This window comes from Archangium minus, assembly GCF_044360475.1.
GTDB lineage: Bacteria > Myxococcota > Myxococcia > Myxococcales > Myxococcaceae > Archangium > Archangium minus.
Genome location: NZ_CP043494.1, coordinates 8,357,712 through 8,383,171 on the forward strand (window position 1 = coordinate 8,357,712; position 25,460 = coordinate 8,383,171).

17 protein-coding genes and 1 pseudogene are annotated in these 25,460 nt (G+C 66.7%); 7 read left to right on the forward strand and 11 right to left on the reverse strand.

Translation table 11 applies throughout. The features are described 5' to 3' along the window. Positions 1-77 precede the first annotated feature (77 nt). Positions 78-3,212 (reverse strand): FG-GAP-like repeat-containing protein, encoded by a 3,135-nt coding sequence (locus F0U60_RS33935; protein WP_395806204.1) that lies wholly within the window; start codon positions 3,210-3,212, stop codon positions 78-80. Positions 3,213-3,564: 352 nt separating this feature from the next. On the opposite strand from F0U60_RS33935, the gene F0U60_RS33940 reads away from it, so the two are divergent. Together F0U60_RS33940 and F0U60_RS33945 are read left to right on the forward strand one after the other, a co-directional pair. Continuing rightward, entirely contained in the window at positions 3,565-4,926 is a 1,362-nt protein-coding gene (locus F0U60_RS33940; RefSeq protein ID WP_395806205.1) for a hypothetical protein, read from the forward strand. Positions 4,927-5,264: 338 nt separating this feature from the next. Then, on the forward strand, positions 5,265-7,457 hold the full coding sequence (locus F0U60_RS33945; protein WP_395806206.1) for an ATP-binding protein: 2,193 nt from the start codon (positions 5,265-5,267) through the stop codon (positions 7,455-7,457). Positions 7,458-7,486: 29 nt separating this feature from the next. Here the strand turns inward: F0U60_RS33945 and F0U60_RS33950 are convergent, their stop codons facing one another. Together F0U60_RS33950 and F0U60_RS33955 are read right to left on the reverse strand one after the other, a co-directional pair. Then, on the reverse strand, positions 7,487-8,701 hold the full coding sequence (locus F0U60_RS33950) for a glycosyl hydrolase family 8 (protein WP_395806207.1): 1,215 nt from the start codon (positions 8,699-8,701) through the stop codon (positions 7,487-7,489). 548 nt (positions 8,702-9,249) lie between these two features. Next, on the reverse strand, positions 9,250-9,453 hold the full coding sequence (locus tag F0U60_RS33955; protein ID WP_395806208.1) for a hypothetical protein: 204 nt from the start codon (positions 9,451-9,453) through the stop codon (positions 9,250-9,252). Positions 9,454-9,621: 168 nt separating this feature from the next. On the opposite strand from F0U60_RS33955, the gene F0U60_RS33960 reads away from it, so the two are divergent. Continuing rightward, positions 9,622-10,677 carry a zinc-binding dehydrogenase gene (locus tag F0U60_RS33960; RefSeq protein ID WP_395806209.1) on the forward strand — a complete coding sequence of 352 codons (1,056 nt, stop codon included), beginning with the start codon at positions 9,622-9,624 and terminating at the stop codon, positions 10,675-10,677. A 126-nt stretch (positions 10,678-10,803) separates the two neighbouring features. Here F0U60_RS33960 and F0U60_RS33965 read toward each other — a convergent pair whose 3' ends face one another. From F0U60_RS33965 to F0U60_RS34000, 8 genes and pseudogenes are all read right to left on the reverse strand, one after another. Then, positions 10,804-11,352, reverse strand: coding sequence for an SDR family NAD(P)-dependent oxidoreductase (locus tag F0U60_RS33965; protein WP_395806210.1), 549 nt, complete (start codon positions 11,350-11,352; stop codon positions 10,804-10,806). A 48-nt stretch (positions 11,353-11,400) separates the two neighbouring features. Further along, a complete protein-coding gene (locus tag F0U60_RS33970; protein ID WP_395806211.1) occupies positions 11,401-12,189 on the reverse strand; it encodes a hypothetical protein in 789 nt (262 codons plus the stop codon). Continuing rightward, on the reverse strand, positions 12,186-12,344 hold the full coding sequence (locus F0U60_RS33975) for a hypothetical protein (protein WP_395806212.1): 159 nt from the start codon (positions 12,342-12,344) through the stop codon (positions 12,186-12,188). Before F0U60_RS33975 ends, F0U60_RS33970 begins: the two co-directional genes overlap by 4 nt. 30 nt (positions 12,345-12,374) lie before the next feature. Beyond that, positions 12,375-12,629: pseudogene (locus F0U60_RS33980) on the reverse strand (ATP-binding cassette domain-containing protein); the annotation flags it as partial. An 85-nt stretch (positions 12,630-12,714) separates the two neighbouring features. Further along, positions 12,715-13,506: a hypothetical protein gene (locus F0U60_RS33985; protein WP_395806213.1), complete on the reverse strand. Its 792-nt coding sequence runs from the start codon at positions 13,504-13,506 to the stop codon at positions 12,715-12,717. A 135-nt stretch (positions 13,507-13,641) separates the two neighbouring features. Further along, positions 13,642-16,254: a N,N-dimethylformamidase beta subunit family domain-containing protein gene (locus F0U60_RS33990; RefSeq protein ID WP_395806214.1), complete on the reverse strand. Its 2,613-nt coding sequence runs from the start codon at positions 16,252-16,254 to the stop codon at positions 13,642-13,644. Between the two features lie 184 nt (positions 16,255-16,438). Further along, complete coding sequence (locus F0U60_RS33995; protein ID WP_395806215.1) at positions 16,439-17,872, reverse strand: nitrous oxide reductase family maturation protein NosD; 1,434 nt, start codon at positions 17,870-17,872, stop codon at positions 16,439-16,441. A gap of 343 nt (positions 17,873-18,215) precedes the next feature. Beyond that, a complete protein-coding gene (locus F0U60_RS34000; RefSeq protein ID WP_395806216.1) occupies positions 18,216-19,712 on the reverse strand; it encodes a nitrous oxide reductase family maturation protein NosD in 1,497 nt (498 codons plus the stop codon). A gap of 265 nt (positions 19,713-19,977) precedes the next feature. On the opposite strand from F0U60_RS34000, the gene F0U60_RS34005 reads away from it, so the two are divergent. The 4 genes from F0U60_RS34005 to F0U60_RS34020 all read left to right on the forward strand — a co-directional run bounded on the left by F0U60_RS34005 (position 19,978) and on the right by F0U60_RS34020 (position 25,406). Further along, complete coding sequence (locus tag F0U60_RS34005; protein WP_395806217.1) at positions 19,978-21,309, forward strand: O-antigen ligase family protein; 1,332 nt, start codon at positions 19,978-19,980, stop codon at positions 21,307-21,309. Position 21,310: 1 nt separating this feature from the next. Continuing rightward, positions 21,311-22,828 (forward strand): lipopolysaccharide biosynthesis protein, encoded by a 1,518-nt coding sequence (locus tag F0U60_RS34010; RefSeq protein ID WP_395806218.1) that lies wholly within the window; start codon positions 21,311-21,313, stop codon positions 22,826-22,828. Positions 22,829-22,883: 55 nt separating this feature from the next. Continuing rightward, positions 22,884-24,098: a glycosyltransferase family 4 protein gene (locus F0U60_RS34015; RefSeq protein ID WP_395806219.1), complete on the forward strand. Its 1,215-nt coding sequence runs from the start codon at positions 22,884-22,886 to the stop codon at positions 24,096-24,098. 165 nt (positions 24,099-24,263) lie between these two features. Beyond that, entirely contained in the window at positions 24,264-25,406 is a 1,143-nt protein-coding gene (locus F0U60_RS34020) for an SGNH/GDSL hydrolase family protein (protein ID WP_395806220.1), read from the forward strand. Positions 25,407-25,460: the final 54 nt, after the last annotated feature.

A 25,460-nucleotide genomic window follows, 5' to 3' on the forward strand; every position in this document is an offset into this window, starting at 1 on the left:
TGTATGAATGAAAAAAGGCCCGAGACCGTTGCCGGTCCCGGGCCCCTTCCCTTCTTCGGTCTCAACCTACGCCTGGCTCACTTGCACAGCGGGCTGTGCTCCGCGGTGCCAGCGGGGCAGCCCTCGCCGACGCAGAACTTCACGCCACTGTCCACCGCACCACGGCCGGACTGATCGTGCGGCACGTAGATGCGGCAGCTGCTCTGAGCGGAGGCACCGGCGTCATTCGTGACGACGTAGTGGATGGTGTAGACGCGGCCATTGCCCGTGCCCTCGCGCTCGGCGCGCAGCTTCACGGCCGTGGGGCTCTCGATGACCATGTCATTGCAGGTGCGGCCGTCACCGTTGCCGTTGGCATCCTCCACCTCGTCCGAGGTGACGCGGAGGATGCGGCCGTACTTCTCCAGGGGCAGCGACTTGCCGCACGCGTCCTTCGCGGGAGCCGCGCACTGGGAGAGCACGTAAGGCAGGTACTCGTACTTGTGGTTGGGAGCCCACAGCTCGATCCCGAGATCCGCGCCCGGAGTGGGGGGCGTGGAGGCATCGGCGCCGCCCACCTGGACGGTGAAGCTGCACGAGTCCGTGTTGCCCGAGGCGTCCGTGGCCGAGCAGGTCACGGTCGTGTTGCCCGCCGGGAACGTAGAGCCGGAGGCATGCGAGCAGGAGACGGGCACCGGGCCGCAGTTGTCTGTAGCGGAGGCATTGAAGGTGGCCGTGGAGCTACCCGCGCACGCGTTGACCACCACGGGCGCGGTCGGGCAGCTCAGCACCGGCTTCGTGGTGTCGCCGCGCACGGTGACGTTGAAGCCGCAGGAGCTCGTGTTACCGGAGCCGTCCGTGGCGGTGCAGGAGACGGGCGTCTCACCCACCGGGAAGGTGGAGCCAGAGGCGCTCGAGCAGGAGACGGACGCCGGGCCGCAGGCATCCGAGGCCGTCACCGCGAAGGAGGCCGTGGCACCGGAGGGCGAGCACGTCTCGAGCACCTGCGAGTCCGGGCAGCTGACAGCCGGAGTCGTGGCGTCCACGACGGTGACAGTGCCCACGCACTGATCGCTCGCCTCACCGTCCGAGGCCGTCAGCGTGATGGGGTGGCTGCCCAGACCGAGGGACGAATAAGGGACCTCGGAGATGGAGAGCGGCGACGGCCCGTTGTCCGGGTCGTAGCTGCCGTTGTTCACACTGGCGCGGCCCTGGCAGTAGGCGTCAGCGATGACGGTGACATCGCGGCAGAGCGCCACGGGCGGCTGGTTGGACGGCGTCACCGTGCACGTGAGGTTTCCCGTCGCGGAGGAGGCGTTGTTGTCCTCGCGGCACTCGGTGATGCCGCCCGCGCCCGTGCCGTCATCATCCACCACGGCGAAGACCTCGGAGGTGCCGGCGGAGGTCGAGGCCACGACGGCCGTGGCGAAGGCCATCCCACCCGCTGGCAGCGCGTCCGACAGGGTGGCCACGCCGAGCAACGTGCCGCCCGAAGCCGGGTTGCCCTGGTAGAAGGCCACCTTCACGCCAGCGGGCACCGCCACCTCGCCCTGGTTGTACACGCTCGCGCCGAGCACAAGCGAGCCATAGCCATCACACGACACGGTCACGTCCGAGGCGACGAGGTCCGCGGCGGCGTATGGGCTGGGGCCCTCGCCGAAGTAGTTGGCCACGTTGGAGCGGAAGTTGTTGAGCTTCGGGTTGAGCCAGTTGGTCGCCGGGTGCGCCGGGATGGTCCCGTCGTTGTTCACGTTCGTGATGGCATACGCGTGCTGGTTCCAGATCTTCCGCGTGCCCGCCCAGTCCTCCTGCTCGTCGTGCCACACGCGCACGCCGTTGAAGCCAACGCCGCCCGCGTGGTTGTTCTCCACCGTGACGATCTCCGCCGCGCCGTCACCGTCCACATCCGCGACGATGGGGAACTCGTGCGTGGTGCCCGAGCTGTGCACCGTCTCCCAGCGCAGCGCACCCGTGGTGGCGTCGAAGACGCGCAGCCGGCTCTCATCGGCGTAGATGACCTCAAGCTTGCCATCGTCCTCGAAGTCAAAGGTCGTGGAGGTCGTCTTCCCGGAGCTGTACTCCTGGATGGGGAAGGTCCACTTCACGGAGCCGTCGGCGCCATAGACGGTGTAGTTCCACTCGGCCGCCAGGCCGATGTCCAGCTGCCCGTCCCCATCGAAGTCCGCGAGGTTCGGAGCGCCACCGTGGCCGCCCTTGGTGGGGAAGGACTGCCCCGGGTCGGTGTAGTGGACGTCATGCGACCACAGCAGCTCGCAGTTGTCGTCGAGCAGGCTTACCTTGCCGTTGATGGCATTCAGGTCCTGACCCACGACGACGATTTCCCCAGCCGCGTCACCATCGAAGTTACCCACGGCGGCAAAGCCATGGGGAATCGTCGTGTTGGCACACTTCAGGCTGCCATCGTGCCGGTAGACAGAGCGGCCGTTGATGACCTCCTGCTTGCCGTCCTGGTCGATGTCCGCCGCGAAGGACACGGGGCCGGTATACAGGGCACCGCCCATACCGTCGGAGCCCACCCACTTCAGAGCGCCGGTGTTGCTGTAGACGCGGTTGCCGTCGAGGATCTCCACGGACCCATCGCCATCCAGGTCCGCCAGCGAGGGGCCACCCCACGCGTTGAAGTCGTACGCATCCGGAGCCGAGCGGAACTTGAAGGTGCCGTCGTTCTCGAAGCAGATGATGCCGCGCCCGCTCTCGGGAAGGCCGCAGATCTCCACGGCGCCATCACCGTCGATGTCACCAGCGGCGATGCTCGCGGCGGGCTTCACCCGGTAGGCCGCGTCCTCCACGGTCCACAGCTCGCGCCCGTCATTGCCGCTGATGGCCCGGAGCACGCCGTTGGTGTTGCCGTCGTACCCGCTCGCGTAGAGCGTGTTGTAGTAGTCGCCGTCGAAGGAGCTGAAGACGATGTCCGGAGTCCCATCCCGGTTCACGTCCACCACCACCGGCTGCATCATCACCTGCTTGTGCGCAGGGAGGATCGGGCTGCCCGTCCACTCCCACTGCAGCTTCGGCGCGAAGCTGCCCGTGATGGGCGGCTTCACCTCACAGCGCTCGGCGAGGTTTCCCGTGCCTCGAGCGTTGATGAGCTCCTTCGAGTCCGTGGTGTTGCAAGCGCTCCCGGTGGTCAGCGCCACCAGCGCAACGAACAGTTGCCCCCTCCCCTGGCCGTGCCGCCCCCCCAGCCACCGACTGTTGCGTTTGAGTTTCATATCGCCTCTCGCCTCCACATCCGGGCATGACCCGTTCAAATTCCGACGTCTCAATGACGGTGACATTGTATATATCCGTGGATTCTGGAAAAGCAGACAATGAGAAGACGTGCCGTTTTCAACGAATACGCGGATTCGTGTCCGTGAACTTCTTCAAATTGAACGTAGAAATCGCACTGTGATGGCACCGCATGTGTGACAAAACCACGGAGATACAGACATTCTCTGTCCCACGCGTATCTCAAAATATAAGAATCCAAAACAAAAACCAGAGATGATCTTCTCTCTCCCACCTCTCTTTCGGCTCGGTTTCCTGGGGGTGCTGTGCGGTTGCTCGATGCCCGGCGCGCGAATGCCCCCCTCCGCGGTGCCCTCGCCAGAAGGGCCGCTGCCCCTTACCCGGGCAGCCTGGAGACTCGAGCTCCGGGGACCGGGGCACTCTCAGGTCACCGGGCTGGCCACACAGTCCAGGGACATCCTCGCCGTCGGCTCCTTTGAGGGCGAGACGACCCTCGGAGGCCAGCGCCTGGTGTCATCGGGCCAGCAGGACGTATTCGTGGCCCGGATTGATCCGGCGGGGCTTGTGCGCTGGGTGCGGCACTGGGGAGGACCGGGCGATGACCTGGGAGATGCCGTCGTGGCAGGCGCTCAGGGCTCGTTCCTCGTGACAGGCGGCCTGTCGGAAACGGTCGACATCGGTGGCGCCCTCCTTCCCGGAGGTGGAGGTCAGGACTGCTTCATCGCGAAGCTGGCGCTGGAGGATGGACACCCGCAGTGGGTCCGCAGGTTTGGAGGAACGGGGGACTCGGTCTGCCGCTCGGCGGCCTTCGATGGCTCGGGAGACGTGCTCGTCACCGGGCGATTCACGGGCCAGGTGGAGCTGGGAAGCAAAACCTGGAACAGCGCCGGGTTGAATGACCTCTTCCTGCTGAAGCTCTCGGGACAGGACGGCACCCTGCGATGGGCGCGTGTTTTCGGAGGCCCGGGCGAGGACACGGGTCGAGACGTCGCGGTGGACACCGCTGGCACGGTCTTCATCACCGGAGACTTCTCCCAAGGCGTGGAACCCTCGGTGGGGACCGTGGACTTCGGGACGGGCAGGCTCACCAGTTCCGGAGACGCGGATGCGTTCCTGGCCGCCTTCTCGGGCGAAGGGCGCGGCCTCTGGGCCCGTGCCATCGGGGGACCGAACTTCGACCTCTCGAAGTCGGTCGTGCCCGCGCAGGACGGAAGTCTCTACCTCACGGGCCTCTTCCAGCGCGACGTCCCGCATCAACCAGGGCAGCTCTTCTTCACCCTGGGCGGCTTCGAGGGCTTCGTGGCGCGTTACTCCTCACGAGGCGAAGAGCTCTGGCGGCGCCACTACCCGACGATGACCTCCGGACATGCGCTTGCCCCCATGCCCTTCGGAGCCCTGGCGATGGTGGGTCACTTCACCTCGACCCTGGACCTGGGAGAGGGCAGGAAACTGCGGAGCGCGGGCAAGAACGACGTCGTCGTGGCGCTCTTCGGTGCCGATGGAGAGGTCCGGTGGGCCCACCACCTGGGAGGCCCAGGACAGGATTTTGGTTACGCCGTGACATCCATCGCGGAGGGCGTAGTCGCGGGAGGGATGAGCACCGAGGTCATGGAGACCAATGCCGGCACGGGCTCGACCCACGGGTTCATCACCCTCCTCCCGCTACAACACAGACCAGGTCCCGACTGGCGGTGACGAGCCCCCGACTTGCTCCTACGGGTCCACGCTCAGCCGAGCCGTCCCGTCACCATCCGGTCCCATGCCCGATCCGGGAGGACACGGTTGAGCATCAGTGGCGCTCCCTCTCTTTTGTGGGGTGCAAGAGAGCCACAAGACTGGGGCAGCCTCACTGAGGGACGAGCGAGGGATCGCACGCGCCCAGCAGGGCAGCATCCTTGCCGAACCCGGCATCGGAAATTCACCGGTGCTAACCTCAACCACGCCAGGGGGCGTTTCGCCGGACAATTCCTAGCAGGGGCTCCATCGCGTTGAGCGCACGGTCTCGCCCCAGGTACCGCAGGTCGAATTCTTTCATGCCTCACACGTCTCTCCCCCGCGCTCCCCTCGCCCGATCGACGCTCATCAAGATGGGCGCGCGCATCGCGGTGGTCATCGTCCTCTCCACGGTCTTCAGCTACCTGCACATGTTCCACGTCCTGCGCACCGAGGCGCTGGAAAGGTTGGAGCGGCACGTGGTGGAGCGCACCGCTCGGGAGGAAGCCATCTTCCTGCTCGCCCAGGACAACCACGCCGCCTTCAATCGGGCCTTGGAGGAGCGCATCCGCTCCCTCACCCAGGAGGAGGTGGACGCGAGCTTCGAGCGCCTGTTCGCTCGCCTTCCCGACGGAAGCATCCGCAACCGCCCCGAGAGCTTCGATGGCACGCGTCAAGTGGGGCTGTTCGTTCCCCGAGGCGTTCCCATGGACGACTGGATGCGCCGCCGGCTCGTGGCCGGGTATGAGGTGCTCAGCCAGTACGGGCCTGCCTTCCTCGTGCGCTTCAAGAGCACCTTCATCACCCTGCCCGAGCAACCAGGCCTCATCTACTGGCCCGCGCGCCCCACCTACAGCCAGGATGCTCCGGCGAATGCCTCGGTGGCCTCCGCGGAGTACTTCCTCAGCAGCATGCCTGAGAACAACCCGCGACGGGAGACGCGCTGGACCAGCGTCTACCAAGAGGAGATCAGCGACAAATGGCTGACCGTGGTCACGACACCCCTGGACATGGATGGCCGGTATGTCGCGTCCGTCAGCCACGACATCCTGCTCGAGGAGCTGATGGCCCGCACCCTCAGCGACCACCTGCCCTCCGCGTACAACGTCCTCTTCCGTGAGGACGGCCAGATCATCGCCCATCCCCAGCTGGACCTGGAACGCTCCCCCGGACAGAGCAACACCGAGGCGCAGCAGGCCCACCTGCGCAGCATCCTCGAGCGCATGAAGACCCAGGGGCCCGGGCAGGAAGCATTCGCGCTGCCAGAGTATGGCGAGTATGTCGCCGTGGCACGCATGCGTGGCACCGGGTGGTTCTTCGCCACGATCCAGCCCGAGAACGTGGTGACGCAGGCCGCCCTGAGCGCGGCGCGCATCGTGCTGTTGCTCGGTGTGCTGTCGCTGGTGATCGAGCTGGCCATCGCGTTCTGGGTCCTCCGCGAGCAGATCACCCGTCCCCTGCTTGGCTTCACCCAGGCCACGGCACGCATTGCTTCCGGCGACTTCAAGGTCGAGCTGGACATCCAGCGCCAGGATGAGCTGGGACATCTGGCCCAGGCCTTCCGCCTCATGGCCGATCGGCTCCAGCAGCGGGAGGAGGAGTTGCGCGTGGCCAATGAAGGGCTGGAGCAGCGGGTGGAAGAGCGCACCCGGGAGCTGAAGGACGTCCACCAGCAGCTCGTCCAGACGGCACGGCGCACGGGCATGGCGGATATCGCCACCAACGTCTTGCACAACGTGGGTAACGTGCTCAACAGCGTCTACACCGCGTCCCAGGTCGCCAAGGAGCGGGTGATGACGATGCGCCTGGAGCATGTGACCCGGGTCGCCACCCTGCTCCAGGACCGCCAGTCCGACCTGGCCGCTTTCCTCCAGGAGGAGAGAGGACGCCACCTGCTGCCCTTCCTGAACAAGCTCGGCGAGAACCTCGTGGACGAGCGCCGAGAGGTGGTCGCCCTGCTCGACGAGGTGGGCCGGTACTCCGAGCACATCGGAGAGATTGTCAAAGTGCAGCAGGACTATGCCCGGCTGCCCAGGATGCAGGAGCCCGTCCTCCTGGCTCAGCTGGTGGAGGACTCGCTGCGCATCAACTCGGCGGAGCTATCGCGGCATCAGGTGAAGATCGAGCGGCAGCTGGAGTCACTGCCGCAGGTGCTCACCGACAAGCACAAACTGCTGATGATCCTGGTCAACCTGGTCAGCAACGCCAAGCATGCCCTGGACCACGTGCCCGCGAGTGAGCGGCTGCTCCGCATCAAGCTGGAACGTGCCACCAACGACCGCGTCCGCATCGAGCTGCGAGACAATGGAAAGGGCATCGCCCCGGAGATGCTCACCCGCATCTTCCAGTTCGGCTTCACCACCCGTGCGGAGGGACACGGCTTCGGGTTGCACTCCAGTGCCCTGGCGGCCCAGGAGCTGGGGGGCACCCTGATGGGTCACAGCGACGGCCCCGGCCAGGGCGCCACCTTCACGTTGGAAATCCCTTATCAGCCTGCTCAGGAGGGGACCTGAGCAGGCAAGGCCTCCGATAAGGAGCGCGATTACGGGGTCATCCAGTTACGCGAGACGCTCAGCATGACCAGCAGCTTGAGCGTGTCGCCGTAGTAGTCCTCGGTGGGGCCAGTGGAGACGATCTGATTCCACAGGCTGTCCAGCCACGCCTGACCACCGGCGTCCGTGGTGGCCGCGACGGCGAACGGCGCCATGAAGACCATGTCGTTGTAGGACTCGATCTGGCGGCCGTCGAGGTAGTAGCCGGCGCGGATGTTGTTCGGCTTGCCTCCGGTCTTGCCGCGAATCCAACGACTGATCATGCTGGCCGCGTTGCGCGAGCGAGTGTCACCACTGATGGCCGCGTCGATGCCGAGGCGCCACGGCACGCGGCTCGCATTCCAGGAATACCTGCCGTCGTGCGGAGCCTCGAGGAAGTTGGCGGAAGCGGGTTTAGGCGTGGTGTGCGTGTTGACGATGAAGTCGGGCACCAGGCCAGTCGAGCTGGCGTACTTTGTCTGCATTGTTTCAATCAACGTCTGGTGCGCGCTCAACACCCGAGACCAGTCGGTACTGGTGTGGCCGATGAAGCCGCGGAAGTGGCCGAGCATCCAGTCCGAACTGCGCGTGGCGTAGTAATAGGCAGGATCGTCCTGCAACATGGCCCAATCGCCGAGATTGACCAGTCGGGTGGTCGGATTGACATTGCTCTTCGCGATCGCATTGAGCACGCGGGTGGCTTCGGACGCGTAGTTGATCGAACCGCTGGAGCCCCACTGCTTGTGCGCGAGCAGCAACGCGTAGGCGATGTCGAGATCGCCATCGGTGGCCGAGTCGTGATCGAGGATGTCGCGACAGTTGACATCCTGCGCCCAGGCCACCAGGTCGGGATTGTTCTGGCTGGGATGACGGCGGTTGTAGCGGTGCAGGCCGTCGAAGATCTCTCGAGCCTGCGGGTCCTGCCCGGCCATCATCACGGCGATCAGCATGCCGTAGCCCTGACCTTCGGACACGACGTAGGCGCCGTCTCCCGTGCTGGCCCGGATGCGATACTCATCCGGCTGACAACCGGCCTCTACGTAGCGGATCTTCCACTTCCAATAAAAATCAGACGTCGCGCTATCGGCCGCGGCCGTACCGGCCGAAACACTCAAGGTCGACGAGTGATAAGGCTGATGGTGGCTGCCAAACGGATGATTCTGGGCATGTGCGGCGCCAGCAATGCCAAGAAAGACCAACGCAACCCCTTGCATGATGGACTTCAAGGACCCGGCTCGTCTTGACGACGAAGACAGTGAGCAATGCATGGACATGGATGTGGTCTCCAAGCAGCAACGAGAGCAGAGAGAGGGTAACAGGAGCCAACGCGAAAGCCAGAGGGAAATGATTCACACCAAATTCTCATATGCCCAATTTGCTTTTTGAGAAATAGGGATGCGTGCGCGGTCCCGGGCCTCGCACGCGCCTGAACATGATGACGGAGCCCTCCACCTCGTATCCTCCGTTGCAGAGGACGGCCTTGCTGTTCGTGGCTCGCACCACCCGGGCCTGGCGCATTCCCTGACACGAAGGGGAGTCCACGGCTCACTCGAAAGAGGGATGCTGCTGACATTATCGGATAGTCATAAGCCGGTGCGTCATCAACACTCCAAAAGGAATGACATGTCTGTATTTGAGATTCGATTTGCCTTCGTGGCGCTACTTGGATTGGCGTGCGCCCGAGTCTCCGAGACATGAATCCTGGCCCTCCAAAGGGGTTGCGTCTCCTGGTGGTGCGGAGTTCCCCACGAACCCCGGGTCCCATGCGACGGTTTCAGTCGTCGATCAATTGGTAGGCCGAGGTCCAAAAATCGAGAGTGACGTTGGGAATACGCAGGAAGTCCGGCCGGCGTTGGATCATCAGAACCCCCACCAACTGTTCCTTCGGGTCGACGTACCAGGAAGTGCCGAAGGCGCCGTCCCATCCGTAGCGTCCAGGCACGTTGGCGACATCGCTGCGACTGGTGACCAATCCCACACCGAGGCTGTCGACCAGCCGACGTCCACGTGCCTCCCGGCACCAGCGGTGAACGAGTACGTCCCTGGAGGGTCCACCACGCGGTGTCAGCCGGCTCTGTGCGAAAGATCGCGGCCCCTCCCTCCGGACAGGTGGAGGCGGTGAGGCAGGGTGCCCACCTTTTGGACCATGCGAGCCAATGTCTTTCGTGGCGTGAATCAGTTCGGAATCGAGGAGGTCGAGCGTCCCAAGGCGGGCCCGGGTGAGGCCGTGGTGCGGATGACGCTCACCACCATCTGTGGCACGGATCTGCACATTGTTCGGGGCGAGTATCCGGTGAAGCCAGGGCTCGTCATCGGCCATGAGTTCGTGGGAGTCATCGAGGAGCTGGGCCCCGGAGTGGAGGGCTATCAGGCGGGGCAGCGGGTGCTGGTGGGCGCCGTCACTCCGTGCGGACAGTGCCGCGCCTGTCTCTCCGGACTGCTCTCGCAGTGTGGACATGGTGGTGGCATCGACGCGATTGGCGGCTGGCGCCTGGGCCACACCCTGAACGGAGTCCAGGCAGAGTACGTGCGTGTGCCCTCTGCCCAGGCCAACCTCGCCCTCATTCCGGACGAGCTGACCGATGAGCAGGTGGTGCTCCTGGCGGACATCGCCTCCACGGGCTTCAGCGGCGCGGAGTCCGGCAGGGTGCGCATCGGCGACGCAGTGGTGGTGTTCGCCCAGGGGCCCATCGGGTTGTGCGCCGCCATCGGCGCACGGCTCATGGGCGCGGCCCTGGTCATCGGCGTGGATGGAGACGAGAACCGCCTGAAGATGGCGCGCCGCATGGGGGTAGACGTGGTGCTCGACTACCGCCAGGTGGATGTGGTGCGAGAGGTGAAGCAGCTCACCGGAGGCGGTGCGGACGTGGCCATCGAGGCACTCGGAACCCAGGGCACCTTCGAGAACGCGCTGCGTTGCCTGCGTCCCGGGGGGACCCTGTCCAGCCTGGGCGTGTACTCGGGGAAGCTGGAGCTGCCCTACGAGGCCTTCGCGGCGGGCCTGGCCGAGCACCGCATCGTCACCACGCTGTGTCCTGGCGGCAAGGAGCGCATGCGGCGGCTGATGGAGATGGTTCGGAGCAAGCGGGTGGACCTCACGCCCCTGCTCACGCATCGCTTCCAGCTCGACGACATCCGGGACGCCTATGCGCTCTTCGGCGAGCGGCGCGAGGGCGTCATCAAGGTCGCCATCCGGCCCTGAGCGCCACAGAAGCACGGGCACGCTGCCTTCCCTTGAGCGTGTGGTGGGGTGAAGCCTTCCCAGACATGTGGAGATCGTGATGCGTGAATCCGCGAGACGTGGCCTCGTCAGGCTGTGTTGACGATTTCAATGATATGGATGGGCGTCTCCTTCAGGAATGCCAGGCGCACTCTGGCTCGAAGCAGTCCGCTCATGTCGAGCGGCGAGGATGCCCTCGAAGTGCGCGCGCATGACGTCCGTGAACTCGGATTCGGTGAAGATGTAGAGCCGTTGCTCGCGGATGGCGTCGAATACCTGGAGGGCCACCTGCTCGGGGGCAAGGCCGTGCTCCACGGCCTGGCGCGCCATCTCGAACATGGCGCGCATCTGCTCGCTGGGTGGAGACTGGGGCTGGACCGGGCCTCCCGGGCGAAGCCGCTCGGATTCGAGGATGCGCGTGCGTACCCAGCCGGGGCAGAGCACGCTCGCACGCACCTTCGCGTCGCGCAGGCGCAGTGACTCATCCAGGTTCTCCGTGAGGGACACCACGGCGGCCTTGCTCACCTGGTAGGGCGCGCACGGACTGAATGGCAGCAGGCCGGCGATGGAGGCGGTGTTCACCACGTGCCCTTCCATCCCGTGCTCCAGCATGCGCGGAACGAAGGCGGCCTGTCGAGAGGAGGGGGTGCCGCCCATCCAGCGGTCGTTCCGACTCCAGGGCTGATGGCTCTCTTCAGAGCTGGCCTATGCGCGCTCGGGCTCCACTTCCGTATTGATCTCAAACCCATCCGCCATCGAGAGAGGATAGAGGGCTCGATAATTGACGTTGGGGTGATACACCGCCAGGTAGACTTCACCGGAGATCAGCACCCAGGCTCGCCTGGGTGGCGCGGGTTGCGCACTCAGCCAGGCATCAGCCTCCTGGCGAGTGTCGAAGGATGCAACGGCGGCGAGAGGGCTGCCTTGCTTGAGACTGGCGAGGTAGTACTCAAGGTCGCGAGAGGGTGGCAGGTAGCGGCCGTTCGTCTCACGATCATACGCGACGGTGTGGTACCTACCCGCGATCAAGATGCTGGCGCAGTGGGGAGGACTCGGGTGGTTCTTCAGCCAGTTCTCCGCCTGCTCACGTGTGTCAAAAGAGGCGACCACTCGAGGTGGCTCGTTGGCGTCGAGGTCCTGGAGATAGCTCTTGAAGTCGTCGAGCTGTCCGGTCGAGGAGATGAAGCGGAGCGTGTCGATGATGACAAGGGCAAGCGCTCGCTCTTCCTCTGACTGAAGCCCGCCAAGGAGCTGCTCAAAGAAACCCTCTGCCCTGCGTACGAGCTCCTCGGGGGGCGCACTCTCTCGAGATGGGTTCTCGGCCTGGAGTTGCTTGCGATAATCCTCGAAACGATAGGGCTGACCGGTAGAACAGATGAAGATCAGGGCATCCCTTGCACAGCCCAGGATTCGAGCCTGCTCGGGAGACTGATCCTCCTTCCAATACCGCCCGACAAGCCCCTGTGCCTCGTTAAGGGTGTCGAGAATCGTCATGGCGACACCAGCGCGGTGGAGGGTATGCCCGAGGGACTCGACGATGCCATCAGCACGGCTGGCACGAGCACGAGAGCCCCCGCCCCAGCCGAAACGGTGATGAAGACCACCCCAGCGATGACAATGGAACTGCCCACGAGAACCTCTACTTCCATGTGAAGAGACTCCTGGTGTCCACCGCAAGCTCAATCCCTCCGCTCTACAGCATCCACCCGACGACCGTCATCACTATTCATGGCCTCGTCCTCGTACCAGCTGGGGGCGTTGTGGGTGATGACCGCGGTCGTGGTGCCCAGTTCGCGGTTGACACGGGCAATCACCTCCAGCACCACCCTGCCCGTTTTCGCATCGAGCGCCCCGGTGGGCTCGTCACACAGCAGCACGTCCGGCCGCCTGGCCACCGCCCGTGCGATGGCCACCCGCCGCTGTTCACCACCGGAGTCGACCCCCGCGAACAGACTCCTTATCGGGTTCCTCAACCTGACAACCGCGCGTCCTCTCCGTGAGCACCACCCCTGCTGCGGCTCATACGGTGACGGTGCGGAAGTAGTTCCTGCTCAACCACGCGACGTGCCCGTCATCCCACGAGTCACGGTCCGTGAAGCCCCCATCATCCATCACCTTGGTGTACGCCGCGAGCGTCCCGGACTTGTCGATGAGCTCGGCGGTGGGGACGTTGGGCGTCATCCCCGAGGAGGCGTAGTCGACGTACAGGGCCTTGTTGCAGCGCAGGGAGGCCACGGCCTGCTGGGCCGCCGTGCTGGAGTAGTAGTGGTCCGAGTGGTCGTTCGGATTCTTCGTCCTGTCCGTGTCCGCCGTGTTGAGCCAGAGGACGGGGATGCTGCCGAGCTCGAAACGGATGAGCTGCTCCAGCGTCGTGACCAGGGATTGCCAGCCCTCGTAGGTAGCCGAACCATCAAGTGCCGAGGTCCTCGGCACCTTCTTCTCGAAGAGCTGCTGCAGGCTGCCGGCGCGGCTGCCGTCCGGGAAGCCATCCGGCAGGCGCAGGAAGTAGCTGACCGTGTTCTTGTACTGCCAGTAGGCGATGTTCCGGCCATTGAAGGTCCGAGTACCGGATACCGGCGTGGCGGGCGGCGAAAACGCCGCGTCCGCTGCGAACCTGATGGAGCTCCGGGCGCCGTTCTCCCGGGTCTGGTAGTAGGTGCTTCCGCTGTTCGCATCCCCGGCGGTGGTGAAGATGAAGAGCACCTTCCCCGAGGAGCTGTGGATGTCGTTGTAGGCATTGACTCCCATGAAGAGCTGCCAATCGTCCTCATGGGCCGAGATGTACACGGAGAGCTCGGAGTAGGATGGCATGGCACCTCCCTCTCAGAGAGGCTGGCCAGCGCGAGCCCCCGTGTCCACGAGCGGGAGAGACGACGCAAGCCCGAGGGCTCACGGCCCCGCTCCCAGCCGGGCCCTCCCATGGAGGCATCCCCTCGCGAGCAGCAGCTACGGGAGGATGACCCGGATGGCGTGGTTGTACGAGTCGCTTACGTAGATCTGCCCGCCGGCACCGGTCGCGAGCCCCGTGGGGGCGGCGAGCTCCGCCACGTCACCTGGACCGAGCCGCGTCCCCGCCAGGCCCGAGCCAGCAAGGGTGACGACCCGCCAGGAGTTGGCCTGGGCGCCGGGCAGCAGCTTGCGGATGCGGAAGTTCCCCGAGTCCGCCACCACCACGCTCCCGTCCGCGGCCACCGTCATGCCCAGCTGCGCGCGGAACCGGGCGTCGCTCCCCGCTCCATCCGCGAAGCCCAACACCCCTCCGCGCTGCCTGCCAGCAATGGTCTCCACCGCGTAGGGCGGCTGCAGGGAGATGCGGCGCACCAGTTGGCTGCCCGCATCCAGCATGTACAAGGCGTCTGCCCCGGCCGCCAGCGCCGAGGGATAGAAGAAGCTGGCCTGCGTGCCATTCGCCGAGTCCTGCCTGCCCGCGGCGCCACTGCCGGCGAGGGTCACCACTTCCTGCGTGCCGGCGCGGAGCATCCGCAGCCGGTTGTTCATCTCGTCCGCGATATAGAGGTTGCCCGCCGCGTCCGTGGCGAGCGCCAGGGGTCGGAAGAACTTCGCCTGCGAGCCCGTGCCGTCGGCGAAGCCTCCCTGGGAAGCCCGCCCCGCGACGGTGCTCACCGTCCAGCCGCTGGCGCCACGCTGGAGCCGGCGGATGACGTGGTTGTCGGAGTCCGCCACGTAGATCTCCCCCGCCGGCCCCACCGCCACCGACGTGGGATAACGGAACATGGCCTGCTCCCCAGGACCATCGCGGAAGCCCATCTGCCCGTTGCCCGCGATGGTGATGACCGTGTGCGCCGCATCCGCCTGGATGAGCCGGATGCGATGGTTCCCGGTGTCAGCCACCACCACTTCCCCCGCCGGGGTGACCGCCAGCCCGGTGGGCGCCTTGAACCTGGCCTTCGCCGCGGGGCCATCCTGCAATCCCGGAGCACCGGCCTGTCCGGCGAAGGACTCCACACTTCGGGCCCACTGGCCGGCCGGCGGGTAGCTCACGGGCCCCGGACCCGTCACCGCGGGCAGCGTGCGCTGGGGGCGGCGGTGTGAGAGCGCTCGCTCGAGCACGTTGAGCGTCATGCGCTCGACCCGGGCATCCCTCAGCTCTGGATCCGGGCTCATGGCGAGTCCCCAGTAGATGGTGCCCGCCGAGAACACCAGCCGTCCCGAGGGCAGGGTGCGATCCACCGTCGTGCTGTAGGACGGGACGCCCTCCGCGCTCACCACCGGGCTCATCATGCTGACGTTGAGCCCCGAGGGAGCGCCCGGCAGCTCGGGGAAATGCCTGTCGTATTCATACCCCACGAGCCCTGTCAGCGGCGTCCCCCGCCGCAGCCCCGTCCCCTCGAAGAGCCAGTGCGACTCGTCCGTCACGACCAGGGGGAACATGACGATCTGCCAGCTCTCGTACATCACCCCGAAGAGCTGACTCTCCGGGCGCGCGTTGGGTGGATCCCGGAAGCGCACCGTGGAGCCCGGCAGCGGGTCCAGCTGGTGCTCGTTCTTGTAGCAGGCCATGTTGCGGAGCGGACGTCCCTTCGAGTCCGGCTGGAGGCGGACGCGCCAGTACCCTCCATTCCCGCCGAAGTAGGCCAGGCTCATCTTTCCGCCCGCGAGCGCGGCGTCCAGCTGATCCCTCACCTGCTCCGGCCAGTACTCATCCTGGGCCGCGCCGACGAAGGCGCCAATCCCTTCCAGGAAGTTGGGGAAGCGCAAGAAGTCGAGCTGCGTCCCATACGTCACGTCATAGCCATGCTGCTCCAGGAGCTGGATGAAGCCGAGCTCCAGGAAGAACGTCTTCCCGACGCCGTTTGCGGCATTGTAGGGGCGGTTGAAGGACACCTCGCGTGCACGGCCGAACGGTGTCGTCCCGGAGGCATCGTAGTAGAGGCTCGTGCCGCCCCAGGTGTTGTACGCCTGGTAGGTGGTGAAGTTCGGCGTGTAGAGGAGCTCCGCCGCGCGCCTGTCTCGGATGACGAAGGGCGTGTACCGCATGCCCCCATCCTCCCGGGTGAGCTTCAGCACGTAGAGGCCGGAGACCCACGAGGAATCGATGGGAATGGAGAAGGTGTCATTCCAATCACATTCGATGCGCCCGCTCGCCTCGTCGCGTGGGCACGTCGCCTGCGCCCGCGTCTGCCAGGGCCCTCCACTCCACACCTTGCGAGCCTTGGCCCCACCGTAATACCCCATCCGGTACAGCGTGGCCGTGACGGTGCGCTCCGTGGGGGTGGAGACCTTGACTCCGAGGCTCTCGCCTGCTTCCACCGACTCGGTGGAAGTGTAGAACTCGAGCTCGCCCTCGCCGGCGGCGAATCCACTCTGCCACTGTGGATCTCCCGGGAGCTGGTTCTCCACCAGGATGGGGTTGGGTTGTGGCTGGCGCTCGAAAAGCTGCGCGGGCGAAGTACAGTTGGAAGTACACCCACCCTCGGGGGCATCGGGGCGCGGCTCCTCCAACTTTGGGCGGGTGGAATTGTCCTGGCATGCCCCAAAGAGCATCGCCGCCAACAGCAAGACCGCTCCCCTGAAGATCCCTCCACGCTCCGCGCGCATACCGCTCTCCTGTTCGGGAGCTGGGACTCAAGCCCAGCAGGCGGGGGAGAGGGTATGGCCGTATGCCCCAAAAGGAACCACCGCCGCCAGGAAGAGGAGAACGTCGCTTGATGAACGAGCACCCGCCACCCTCCGTGGGTAGCGGGTGCCCGAGCTCAGCGAGGAACCGCCGTTTCAGCGGTAGCTAGCAGCCCGTCTCCACGGCGCCGATGTCTAGCCCGGCACCGCAGAACTTGAGACCCAGGTTCTCACCGCGGTCCACGGCCAATGGCCCAGGCGCCAGCGTGGTGGTGTTGAGCTGGGCCTCGCCCTCGAGCGATTTACCGTCGAAGCCCTGGCCACGCCACTGCGCCAGCTTCAAGGAGGAGCCGCCCTTGAGGAACGTGGCGCCCGGCCGGTAGAGGTTGGAGTCCATCTTCAGCCCCGGAGCCTGGCTGCCCAGCTTCACCGCGGAAGCCGCATCGATGATGTTGTTCTTCACCACCATGTCCTGCGTCGGGCCGCCCTGCCCACTCCCCACGATGAGCGCCGCGGCCTGCAACCGGGTGAAGGTGTTGTTGTACACCTGCGTCCCCTGGGAGTTGGCCATCTGCAGCCCTCCCCCCGTCCCCCGGGCCGTGCTCATGTCCCGGATGAGGTTGCGGCGGATGACGACGCCCGAGGGCAGCGGACCATAGCGGTTGCCACCCACGCCAATGGCCAGACCCGACTCGTAGAAGTCATTCTCCTCGATGAGGATGTTCTTCGCCGACATGTGCACCACCATGGCGCCGTTGCCCTTGGAGTGGTGCATCTTGTTGCGGCGCACCGTGACGTTGAAGCACGTCTTGATGTCCAGCCCTTGCTCGAAGTTGCCGTACAGGTCGTTGCCCTCGATGAGGATGCCGTCCGCCGGCGCGCTGGGCATCGAGCCATCCTCGCTGTAGCACTGGATGGAGTCTCCCGAGTTGTCGTGGATGACATTGTTGCGCACGGTGATGTTACGCGCCGTGGGCTGGATCATCACCCCGTGGGAGTCTTGACCCGAGATGACGTGGTGGTGGATGTCATTGTTCTCGAGCGTGGCGCCATTGGCTCCATTGTGGAAGCTCACCCCCGCGCCATACCTGGCATGGTGGATCTCCGAGTCGGCGAGGAACGTGCCCTCGAGATTGCCGGTGAACGCCACCCCGAGGGCGGGACGATTCTCGACGTCGATGTTGAAGCCCCGGATGATCCAATGGCTGCGCTCCACCACCATGAGCGCTCCGGACTGAGAGCCCAGGACGATGCGGGGCTTGCCCTCACCCAGCAGGGTGATGGGAGCTGAGGCGGTGCCGTTGCGGACCGAGCCCATGATGAGGACGCGCTCGGCATAGGTGCCGGCGCGCACGCGGATGAGCTCGCCCGGTCCGGCCAGGGAGATGGCTCGGGAGATGGTGCGCAGCGGGGCTGCAGCCGTACCGGCGGCCGTGTCGTTGCCCGTGGTGCTCACCACCCACTCCCGCTTGTACGCGGCAGTGGTGACGGGAGGGGCAGCAGGAGGGGTGCTGGGCAACGGGAAGGGGCCCGAGCTCGCGCCCTCCTCCTGCTGGTCAGCGGGAGTCTGGTCCTGCGAGGAAGAGGAATCGGAGGGCACTTCGTCCGCCGGTGGAGCGGACGGACTGGGTGAATCGATGGGGGTGGGAACTTCCGTGGCCGGACCATCGATGAACTCTTGAGATCCATCCTGCTCTGCGGGGGCTCCACAGGCAGTCACCAGAGAAGACACAAGAGCAGCAACAAATAGGGGGGACTTGTTGAAACGTTTCATTGAGAACACCTTTCAATTTCGTGCGGTGCTCTCGACAGGGAGTGCCCCCCCCGTATTCCTTTGAAACTCAATGAGGAAGCCCGCGGGACGGGCGGAAGAAGGTGCCCGCCCTGCTGCCCCATCAAAGGCTCGAGGTGTTGTCAGGAAGACTGCTGCTCGACGGACCGCATCAACAGCCCGTCTCCACGGCGCCGATGTCTGGCCCGTTACCGCACGTGGCGCCGAGCTCCAAGCGCTCACCGGCGTCCACGGCCAATGGCCCAGGCGCCAGCGTGGTGGGGTCGAGCTGGGCCTCGCCCTCGCGCGAGCTGCCGTCGTAGCCCTTGCCCTGCCATTGGGCCAGGTTCCAGACGGAGCCCCCGCTCCGGAAGGTGGCGCCCGGCCGGTAGAGGTTGGAGTCCATCTTCAGCCCCGGCGCCTGGCTGCCCAGGCTCACCGCGGAGGCCGCGTCGATGATGTTGTTCTTCACCACCATGTCCTGCGTTGGGCCGCCCTGCCCACTCCCCACGATGAGCGCCGCGGTCTGCAACCGGGTGAAGGTGTTGTTGTACACCTGCGTCCCCTGGGAGTTGGCTATCTGCAGCCCTCCCCCCGCCCCCCGGGCCGTGCTCATGTCCCGGATGAGATTGCGGCGGATGACGACGCCCGAGGGCATTGGACCGTAGCGGTTGCCGCCCACGCCAATGGCCAGACCCGACTCGTAGAAGTCATTCTCCTCGATGAGGATGTTCTTCGCCGACATGTGCACCACCATGGCGCCGTTGCCCTTGGAGTGGTGCATCTTGTTGCGGCGCACCGTGACGTTGAAGCACGTCTTGATGTCCAGCCCTTGCTCGAAGTTGCCGTACAGGTCGTTGCCCTCGATGAGGATGCCGTCCGCCGGCGCGCTGGGCATCGAGCCATCCTCGCTGTAGCACTGGATGGAGTCTCCCGAGTTGTCGTGGATGACATTGTTGCGCACGGTGATGTTACGCGCCGTGGGCTGGATCATCACCCCGTGGGAGTCTTGACCCGAGATGACGTGGTGGTGGATGTCATTGTTCTCGAGCGTGGCGCCATTGGCTCCATTGTGGAAGCTCACCCCCGCGCCATACCTGGCATGGTGGATCTCCGAGTCGGCGAGGAACGTGCCCTCGAGATTGCCGGTGAACGCCACCCCGAGGGCGGGACGATTCTCGACGTCGATGTTGAAGCCCCGGATGATCCAATGGCTGCGCTCCACCACCATGAGCGCTCCGGACTGAGAGCCCAGGACGATGCGGGGCTTGCCCTCACCCAGCAGGGTGATGGGAGCTGAGGCGGTGCCGTTGCGGACCGAGCCCATGATGAGGACGCGCTCGGCATAGGTGCCGGCGCGCACGCGGATGAGCTCGCCCGGTCCGGCCAGGGAGATGGCTCGGGAGATGGTGCGCAGCGGGGCTGCAGCCGTACCGGCGGCCGTGTCGTTGCCCGTGGTGCTCACCACCCACTCGCGTGCGGGGTTGGCTGGAACGACCGGAACCGTGGGCTCGACGCTGGAGGAAGAGAAGGGAACATCCGGGGGCCCGTCTGGCTGGGTGGCGCCCGAGCCGATCGCGCCGCTCGCTCCCGGGGCGGCACCTTCTCCACACGCGGAGGCCAGCAGCACCGCTGCGAGCAGAGAGAACAGGGTGAATCCAATGCGCATGGGGACAACCCCTTGTGGGAAAGAGTGAGTGGTCTGGGACACCGCGCGGACGCGGATGATTCCGGCGGGCGAGGGCCCAGGGGCGCGGGGAGTGGCCGCTGGCTGGCATGCCCTGCGGGCCCGAGCCGCATCCAGAAGCCAATGCTTCATCGCCCTCCAGATGGTGCGCTGGGAGGCAATGGCATCCCCCACTCCAGGTGCTCACCCTGGGCTCGCTGCAGGTGTGAGTCGGCCCTGGCTTGATGGATGGGCGTGGGGGATGTGCATGGGATGCAAGCCGCGACAGGGCAGGGACCGCTGGGCATTCGGCTTCCTGCTCACATTCCTGGCCTGCATCTATCTCAGCCCGGGTGAGTGGATTCCCGGAGTCGAGCGGTGGCGCCCGGCGCTGCTGACGTCAGCCCTGGCCACGGGCCTGCTTCTTGTGGGACGCGTGGGGCGCAGGCAGCCGCTGTGGGCGGATGGCCAGCAGGGTGTGCTCCTCCTGTGTTTCTGTGGCCTGGCCTTCGTCTCCATGCGCTGGTCACTGTACCCGGACGTCACGCGCTCCACGGCGGTGGAGCTCCTCAAGTGGGTGAGCGTCTATTTGACGGTCGTCAACCTCGTGACGACGGAGCGGCGCCTGCGGTGGGCCCTGCTCGCCCTCATCCTGTCCTCGCTCGTCACCTCCCGCGGGGTCATTGCCTGGCACAACGCGGGGGTGGACCTGGTGGAGGGCTACCGCGCGCGGTGGCTGGGCGTGTACGCGGACCCCAACCGCATGGCGATGAGCGTGGGAATCGTGGTCCCCCTGGCGGTGGCCTTCTTCGTCCGGCGGCAGACGGCATGGATGGTGCGCCTGGCCTGTGGCGTGGCCGCCGCGATGGCCATCACCGCCATGGTGTTGAGCTATTCGCGCGGCGGCTTCCTGGGGCTCGTGGCCTCCGCGGTGACATGGCTGGTGTTGGAACGCCACCTGGGCCGCACGCTCCTCGTGATGGGAGTGGCCGTGGCCATGCTGGTGCTCTCTCCGCGGAGCTTCTGGGATCGGACCCGCACGGTGTCCACCTATGAGCAGGATGCCTCGGCGATGAGCCGGGTCGAGGCCTGGACGGTGGCCTCGCGGGTAAGCCTGGAGCACCCGCTGCTGGGTGTGGGGGCGGGCACCTTCCCCTTCGCGTGGCAGCTCTACGGGCCGCAGAACGCGAGCGGCCGGGTGTACGCCGCGCACAACGTCTTCCTCCAGGTCATCTCGGACCTGGGCTTCGTGGGCCTGGGACTCTTCCTGGCCTTCATTGGCGCGGTGCTCGGACCCCTGTGGCAGAGCGCACGGGAGAAGGAGCGGGGTTGGCAGGCCCGGGCGCTCACGGCGGCGGTGGTGGGCCACCTGGTGTCCTGCCTCTTCGCGGGCTTCCTGGTGTCCGTCCACTTCTACGTGCTCTTCGCGCTGGCCTCCTGCGCGGAGCGGCTGGCTCGTCCCGCCCCGGTGCCGGTGGAGGGCACGCCCGGCAGGGGCTCGCTCTCCCCAGCGCCACTCGAGCCCTGTTCTCCCTTGGTGGGAGGTGAAGCGTCCCAGCCGGGACGTGTTGCCCGTGGCGACACGCGGGGAGGACTGTGACATGGCGACGGACGGGACGGCGGGGGCAGCCATGGGGCAGCCGCGGGGCACGAGCGCCACGCGCCAGGCCCTGCCGCTCGTGCTCGCGCGCATGACCGCGGCCGTCATCACCGTGGTCACCCCGCTGTACCTCGCGCGCAAGCTGTCGCTCGAGGAGTACGGCACCTACAAGCAGATCTTCCTGCTGTGCGGCCCGATCCTGAGCATCCTCTCGCTGGGGATGGTGCAGAGCCTCTACTACTTCGTGCCGCGGGCCCAGGGGCCCCGGGCCGTCCTCCTGCAGACGCAGCTCTTCAACCTGGCCATGGGGTTCGTGGGTGCGGTGCTCCTCTGGGCGGCGCTGCCCCTCGCCGCGGAGCGGTTCCCCAACCCGACGCTGCTGCTGTTCCGTGGCGAGCTCGCCTTCTTCGTCCTCTTCTCGCTGGCAGGCGGGCTGCTGGAGACGACCCTGACCAGCCAGGGCCGCACCCGGGCGTCGGCGCTCGTGTACGTGGGCTACGAGATCCTCAAGAGCGTGGCGCTCGTCATGCCGTTCCTCCTGGGCTTCGGGATGAAGGGAGCCATGGCGGCGCTCGCGGCCCTGACCCTGACGCGCTTCTGCGTGACGCTCTCGATGGTGCTCTCGGCGGAGGGCGGGCGACCCTCGTGGACCGGCCTGCGCGCGCAGCTCGCCTACGCGTTGCCGTTCGGCGCGGCGATGCTGATCAGCATCCCCCAACAGGTCGCGCACCAGTACGCCGTCGCCCTGAGCGTGCCGCCCGCGCTCTTCGCCGTGTACGCGGTGGGCTGCTTCCAGGTGCCGCTGGTGGACCTGCTCTACTCGCCCACGAGCGAGGTCCTGATGGTGCGCGTGGGCCAGTTGGACAAACAGGGGCTCGGCGTCCAGGCGGCCGGGCTCTTCCGGGAGGCCACACGCAAGCTCGCGCTGGTCTTCATCCCGACGAGCGCCTTCCTCGTCCTCAGCGCGCCGTGGGTGGTGCGCGTGCTGTTCGGTGCCAGGTTCGACGCCGCGGTCCCCATCTTCCGGGTGAGCGTGCTGGGCATCATGCTCGCGTGCCTGCCGCTGGACGGGCTGCTGCGCGCGCGCGGCCAGACGCGCGCCATCTTCTTCTCCTACCTGGGCAAGGCGGCCGCCACAGTGCCACTGCTCGCGCTGCTCGTGCCTTGGCGAGGGATGCTCGGCGGCATCCTGGCCTGGCTCCTGGCGGAGGTGGTGGGCAAGACGCTGCTCTTGCGGCAGTTGCCGCGCGCGCTCGCCGCTGGCGGGCCGCTGCCAGCGCTGCGCGACTGGCTGCCCGTGAAGGAGCTCGCCCGGCTGTGCGTCGCCACGGGGGTATGCGCGGGGGCGGTGCTTGCCGCCACCACCCGGCTGGGCCCCGTGCTCGAGATGCTGGGCGGACGCGAAGGAGCGCTGCTGCACGTCGCCGTCGCGGGCGTCCTGTTTACCGGAGCCCTGGTGCCGCTCCTCCAGGTGTTCGGGCTGCGGCCCATTGCCCTGCTCGCATCACTGAGGCGCTGAAGCACTCGAGACCTTTCGCAACCTGAAGCAGTCGGCCATTGGAGGACAAGAAGCCATGCGGATTGCATTCATCGTCGGGACCCCGCCCAAGAAGCTCGGGTCATTGGAGCAGTGGGTCCTCGGAGTCTGCGCCGAGGCGCTCCGCCGGGGCCACACGCTGGACCTGTTCACCCTCCTGCCCGTGCACCCCGTGGTGCAGCAGGAGTTGGACCGGCTGGGCGTCGGCTTCGGCTCCATCGAGTCGCTCAGGGCGGCACCCGTGGCGGCCGCGAGGCGGCTCGCCAGTTACGACCTCCTCTACGCGAACATGCTGCCACCGCGCTCGAAGGTGGCGTTCAGTTGCTACGCCGCCTGGCCCGCCCCGCTCGTCTTCGTGGAACACTGCGGGGACATCAGCACGCCCGTGGCGCCGCTGCGCAGGTATCTCTCCCGGGCGCTCGACCAGGTGACGCTCCTCCGCGTGAACGAGCTGGTAGGCGTGTCCGAGTACGTGCGCGGGCGCGACGTCGAGCGTTTCGGCCTGGACGCCCGGTGCACGCGCGTCATCTACAACGGCGTGGACCCCGGCCGGTTCACGACGGAGAAGACACCCAATCCGAATGGCGCGCTGCGCATGATTTGCGTGTCGCAGCTCATCCCCGAGAAGGGCATCGACGTGCTGCTGCGAGCCATGACGCTCACGCGCGCCCAGGACTGCACGCTGCGCGTGGTGGGCTATGGCCGGATGGAAGAGCCCTACAAGGCGCTCGTGCGTGAACTGGGGCTGGAGAAGCGGGTGGAGTTCCTCGGGATGCGGGACGATGTGCACCTGCTGCTGCGCGACGCGGAGGCGTGCGTGCACACGCCCATCCTGGAAGAGGCCTTCGGGCTCGCCATCACCGAGGGAATGGTCAGCGGGTGCGGCGTCATCGCGACGCGCAGCGGCGGCATCCCGGAGATCATCGACGATGGGGTGAACGGCCTGCTCGTACCGAAGGGCGACGTGGCCGCGCTCGCGAGCGCCATCGACACCCTGGCGTTCGATCCGGCGCTGCGTGCGCGACTCGGAGCCGAGGGCCGGCGCAAGGTGGAGCGCGCCTTCACGCTCTCGCGCTGCATCAGCGAGCACGTGGACTGCATGGAGCAGGTGGCCTCCGAGCGCAGGAGCGCCCCGGTGCGGCTGCGCCCCGCCCCCGAGGCCGCGGCACGGCCCGCGTTCAGCGTCAGCACCGTGCCCGCCCAGGTGGGGCCACAGGGGGTACCGGCCGATACGGTGAGCCCTCGGGATTGAGCTTTCCGGCGAACGGGCGGGGTCCGGAAGAAGGACTCCATGACTGGGAGGGAGGCGCGGCGGATGGGAACAGGGCGAAGCAGTGCGTTGCTGGTGTGTCTGTGGGCACTCCTCGTGACCGGATGCCGGCCCTCGCTGCCCCCGGAGGGCCTCGAGGAGGCCCCCGTGAGCACCGAGCCGGAGCCAGGGCCCCCGCCCCCCGCGCCAGAGCCTCCCCTGTTCCAACCGGGCTTCCACCTGGCACTGCGCTGGTCCCACGCCGTGAGCGGCACCACCACGTTCCGCCTGCGCGTGCCGGTGAGCCGGACGGGGCAGCGGGTGCGGCTCGCCTTCCGCTCGGGAGACGGCTCCCTGGTGTTGCGACGGGTCACCGCCGCCCGGGCCGGCAGCGAGGGCTCGCTGGCCTCGGAGCCGGTACCCGTGACGTTCTCCGGCTCGCCCGGTGTTTCCATGGCGGCGAGGACGCGCGTGGTCTCCGATCCCGTGTCCTTCCCCATCCGCTCCGGTGACGAGCTGGCGGTGTCCTTCGAGGTGGAGGGCCAGCTGGCCGCGAGCTCCATCGAGCTGCTCCCCGGCAGCTTCATGCGCCCGGGCTCCTGGGCCAGCACGCCGGGCCCGCTGGGGGGCTCGGCGTGGGCGGTGCCCGTGGGCCTGGCCACCGTGGAAGTCGAGGGTCCTCCCTCGCGGGCCTTCGTCGCCCTGGGCGACAGCATCACCGAGGGCTACATCGACGGCCACGATGACCTCCGGGACACCTGGGCCTTCCGGGCCGGCGCCCAGCTCGGGGTGCCCATCGTCAATGCCGGTGTCTCCGGCCAGGGCTTCTACGATGCGCTTCGGCTGCTCGACGGGGAGGCGCTCACCCTGTCGGGTATCACCGACTGCATCATCCTGCTGGGCACCAATGACCTGACGGGCACTCCGGACAGCGAGCTCCAGGCGCAGATGGCCGAGCTGACGGAGCGGCTGAAACCCTTCTGCCGCACCTGGGTCGGCACCCTGCTGCCCAAGGAGCTCGCCGCCGGCGGCAAATACGAGGAGGTGAAGGCGAGCCGGGTGGCGATGAACACCTGGATACGCACCCACCTGCAGCCGGATGTCATCGACTTCGAGGCGGTGATGCACGCGCCAGACAGTGTGCACCGCTTCATCGACGGCCTGGATGAGGATGGCGTCCATCCGAATGCCGCCGGCCACCGCGTCATGGCCGAGGAGGTGGTGCGGGTGCTGCATGCCGACGGCGTGCGGCCACAGGAGGGCTCGGCACCTGGGCGGTCAGCCGCCACCGAGCGGGGGTCCCAGCCCTGAGATGGCCGGGGGGGAAAGGCTCGAACAACGCGGGGCCGGAATGGGGCCGCGAAT